4 protein-coding genes are annotated in these 3,851 nt (G+C 36.2%); all 4 read left to right on the top strand.

Features of this window, described 5'->3' with window-relative positions:
* Positions 1 to 236 (top strand): hypothetical protein (locus SB775_RS27210; protein WP_410864250.1); only part of this gene is annotated, 236 nt, incomplete at its 5' end.
* Between the two features lie 766 nt (positions 237 to 1,002).
* On the top strand, positions 1,003 to 1,512 hold the full coding sequence (locus SB775_RS27215) for a DoxX family protein (RefSeq protein WP_410864251.1): 510 nt from the start codon (positions 1,003 to 1,005) through the stop codon (positions 1,510 to 1,512).
* 308 nt (positions 1,513 to 1,820) lie between these two features.
* Positions 1,821 to 3,332, top strand: coding sequence for an FTR1 family iron permease (locus SB775_RS27220; RefSeq protein ID WP_410864253.1), 1,512 nt, complete (start codon positions 1,821 to 1,823; stop codon positions 3,330 to 3,332).
* On the top strand, positions 3,322 to 3,741 hold the full coding sequence (locus tag SB775_RS27225; RefSeq protein WP_061463050.1) for a hypothetical protein: 420 nt from the start codon (positions 3,322 to 3,324) through the stop codon (positions 3,739 to 3,741). The genes SB775_RS27220 and SB775_RS27225 overlap by 11 nt, the downstream gene beginning before the upstream one ends.
* The last annotated feature ends 110 nt before the right edge of the window (positions 3,742 to 3,851 follow it).

Genomic DNA, 3,851 nt, shown 5'->3' on the forward strand with positions numbered 1-3,851 from the left:
CGTTTACGCCGAGGAGGCTCACCGCCCGCACCAAGGAAAGCGAGCATCTGGAGGGGAAATCAACCACAACTCACTACTTGGTAAATAGCAACAAAGTATGTGAAAACAGCCAAGAAATAAAAGAACTCGTTAAGGAATTCTTCCAACGGGTTCTTTGTTTGTGTATTTCCTTGAATTTATTAATGATGCTTAAAAAATCTCAAAACCCTTCACATCCAATAAATATTATAATCTAATTGATTAAGGGCAGGCTTACTAATTAAATAGAACAGCTTCTTTAATTTTCCTCCTCTTTTTACTTGCTTACCTTTTATTCAAAATTCTTTATTCCTCAATTTAAAAAGTATATTTCAACCTCTTAGCGAGAAATTGCGGTGTAAAACATATCCCTATGTAACGTAACCACTTTACAATTGGTTTCGGTGCATTACTTTATGGTTTCAGCAAGGCCGGAAGTCTTGGATGGTCAGGTATACTAAGTGCGTTTGCTGTAGGCATCTTAGCTCTTGCACCCTTTTCATGGAAGTATAATAAGCTTAAATAAAAAGAGATTGAACAATCTGATAAACTTTATTTAAATGAGTGGAGAAATTATTCTCAAAAACTTTCACTCTTTTCAACTAACGGATGCATTAGTTGCATAAGATATGAGTTCTCCAAAGATCTTATGCTTAGAAACTACGGAGTTTTATTTTCCAAAAATGAATCTTCGTGCGATATTTCCGTTTTTTCGTCTAGACCACGATTAGTGCTGTTCAAACTAGCCATCAATCACCCGTTCGCAAAAGTACACATTTGCGAACGGTTTTTAAGAAGGTATGAATAGAAAAAGGGTTTAGAATTAAACATTATTAAGCCATTAATTCTCGGTTATTAACGTTTTTCCATTTACTACGGGCGTTTTTTTACAAATCTTTTTAAAAGTGATAATGATATTCGTTTTCAATTGTGTTATTATAATTTTGGAAATTATATTTTTTATTACTTATTGGAGGAAACAACATGTTTATTGATGTTTTAAGACAAAACCAGAAAGTCTCAATACTTTTGGCAGTGTTACGTGTATATCTTGGATATACATGGTTAATGGCTGGATGGGAGAAAATAGCAGGCGGGCAGTTTGATGCTTCCGGTTTCTTGAATGGAGCATTAGCACAAGCAACTGGAGAGCATCCGGCGGTCCAGGGATGGTGGGTTGTCTTTCTAGAAAACCTAGCCATTCCTCATGTAGAACTATTTAACACATTTGTACCTTGGGGAGAATTACTAGTCGGAATAGGTTTATTGATAGGTTGCTTTACTAAAACAGCCGTATTCTTTGGCCTTGTTATGAATTTTTCTTATTTGTTTAGTGGTTCGACAAGTACCAACACACAACTAATTTTATTATCTATGTTCATTCTTGTTTCTGCTTTAAATGCAGGAAGATTCGGAGTGGATGGTCTGTTGATGGCATCTCTTAAAGACAAACTATTTGCTAACAAAACGAAAGTGCTGAATGATGCAGCTTAGTATTTAGAACACTCGAAAGATCGCTGGATAGGCGGTCTTTTTTGTCACTGTTCTTAGATTTATGGCCATAAGACGCTAATACAGCTTTAAGTTAGGACCAATACAAGTCTTTATCTACGTTCATGTTTCTAGTGATGATATCCAAATATATCCCTTTTTCAGATAGCTATATTTAATGTAATAATTTGTTATTGACGTAACAGATAAAAAGAATTTATAATCTTAAAGAATCAATAAATGATAATGATTTTCATTTTCGTTTTAGACATTTAATGGCTAATTTATTTCTTTGGGGAAGAGGGAAAATAATGAAAGGTAGAACCGGTCTATACATAATTATTTTGGTAGTTGCAATGATGGCATTCCCGTTTCGTAGTTTTGCAGCAAGTGCAGAAAATGACTTACAAGGTGCAAACAAAAACATTATTGAAGCAATGCATTCTGTACAAAACGGGAAAATGGAAGAGGCTAAAAAACAATACGAATCATTTTCATCTACATGGATGTCGATTGAAAGTGGAGTAAAAGACGAGTCTCAAGATGCCTACCGTGAAATAGAAGACGGGATGGGGCAAGTACAGTTTGCTTTAGCCCAACAGCCTGTGAAAAAAAGGAGTCTGGAAAATTCCCTCAACAAATTAAAGCAAACCAATGAAAAGTTCATTGCAGGAAAATTCCCTCATACTGTCGCAAAAACTGAAGATACGGGGAAAAATCAGGGGAATGTAGCCGATTTGATTGTGCTATTAAATCAGTCACTTTCTAAATTGGATCATAATGATGTGAAAGGTGCAAAAGCTGATATTGAGCAGTTTCGTACCTCATGGCTGGATATAGAAAGCGTAGTATTAACACAGTCTTCTAAAATCTATACAAACGCTGAGAGGGACATGGTAACTTCGTATGCAATGCTTACTTCAAAGACCCCCGACGTAAAGGGAGCTAAAAAAACAATTGAAGGAATGCGTGATTATCTTTCTCCGCTTGCATCTAAAACAAGTTACAACATGTTAGATGCTACAACTATCCTTTTGCGTGAAGGTTTAGAAGGTTTACTAGTTGTAGTAGCACTTTTAGGTTTTTTGAAAAAGGCTGGTCATGCAGATAAGAGTAGATGGATTTGGATCGGCGTTGGATCAGGTTTAGGAGTAAGCATTATCTTAGGCGTAATCGTAAACATGTTGTTTTCTGCCGGTGCATTTGGGAGTAATAACTTCTTAATTGCTGGCTGGACCGGAGTCTTTGCTTCAATGATGCTTCTGTACATGAGTTATTGGCTTCACAGTAAATCAAGTACGGCGGAATGGCAACGATATATTCAGACTCAAAGTACAAAGGCCATTGATAAAGGGAGTCTATGGTCGTTAGCTATTCTTTCTTTCCTTGCTGTTTTCCGGGAAGGAACAGAAACCGTGTTATTCTTTATCGGGATGGCTGCATCCATTAAAGTATCAACACTTTTAACAGGTATAGCTATTGGATTAGTACTATTGATTGTACTTTCTTACTTAATATTAAAAGTAGGATTGAAGATCCCAATGCGCCCATTTTTCCTAGTATCCAGTATTCTAATGTTTTACCTATGCTTCAAATTTGCAGGTATGGGCATTCACGGGCTACAACTTGCTGGATTATTACCAGCTACACAAGCTCCAATCCCTACTATAGATTTCTTTGCGATTTATTCAACATGGGAGGGTGTAATTCCACAAATCATTCTACTTATAGTGGCAATTGTCGCAATGATATTGAATAAAAAAAAGGATAAAAAAACAAAATTACAGCAGACAAATCAGGAGGAATCAAAACATGCGATCTAAAAAACTTATTGTACCAATCATCTTAGCAACGTCCTTAACATTAGCAGCGTGCGGAACAAAAGAAGAAACAAAGAAAGAAGCTCCAAAAACGGAAGAAACATCGAATTCAAAAGCAGTTTCAATTGCTGACGGTGCACAAGACATGAAACAAGTACTTGCTGATATGAAAACACAACTTACAGCAAAAGATGCTGCGAAAGTAAAAGATAGTGGAGAGGAATTAGAGGAGAAATGGCAAGTATTTGAGGACTCAGTAAAAGAGAAAAGTCCTGATTTATATGAAAAGGTAGAAACGCCACTTCATACAATTGAAGCAGGAGCAAAGGTTGAACCACTTGATGCAAAAACGCTAGACAAAGCAGCAACAGAGTTAGACGGTGTGTTAACAGAAGTACAAAATTTAAAATAAAATAATGAAAAAGAGTGCTTTATCTATGACAATTGCACATAACCCTGTCAAGTAGACAGTAAAAAAAGAGTATTTCAAGCTGCGGCCTTTTCTCGATATTCAATCGGGGA

Source organism: Peribacillus sp. SIMBA_075 (genome assembly GCF_046534585.1).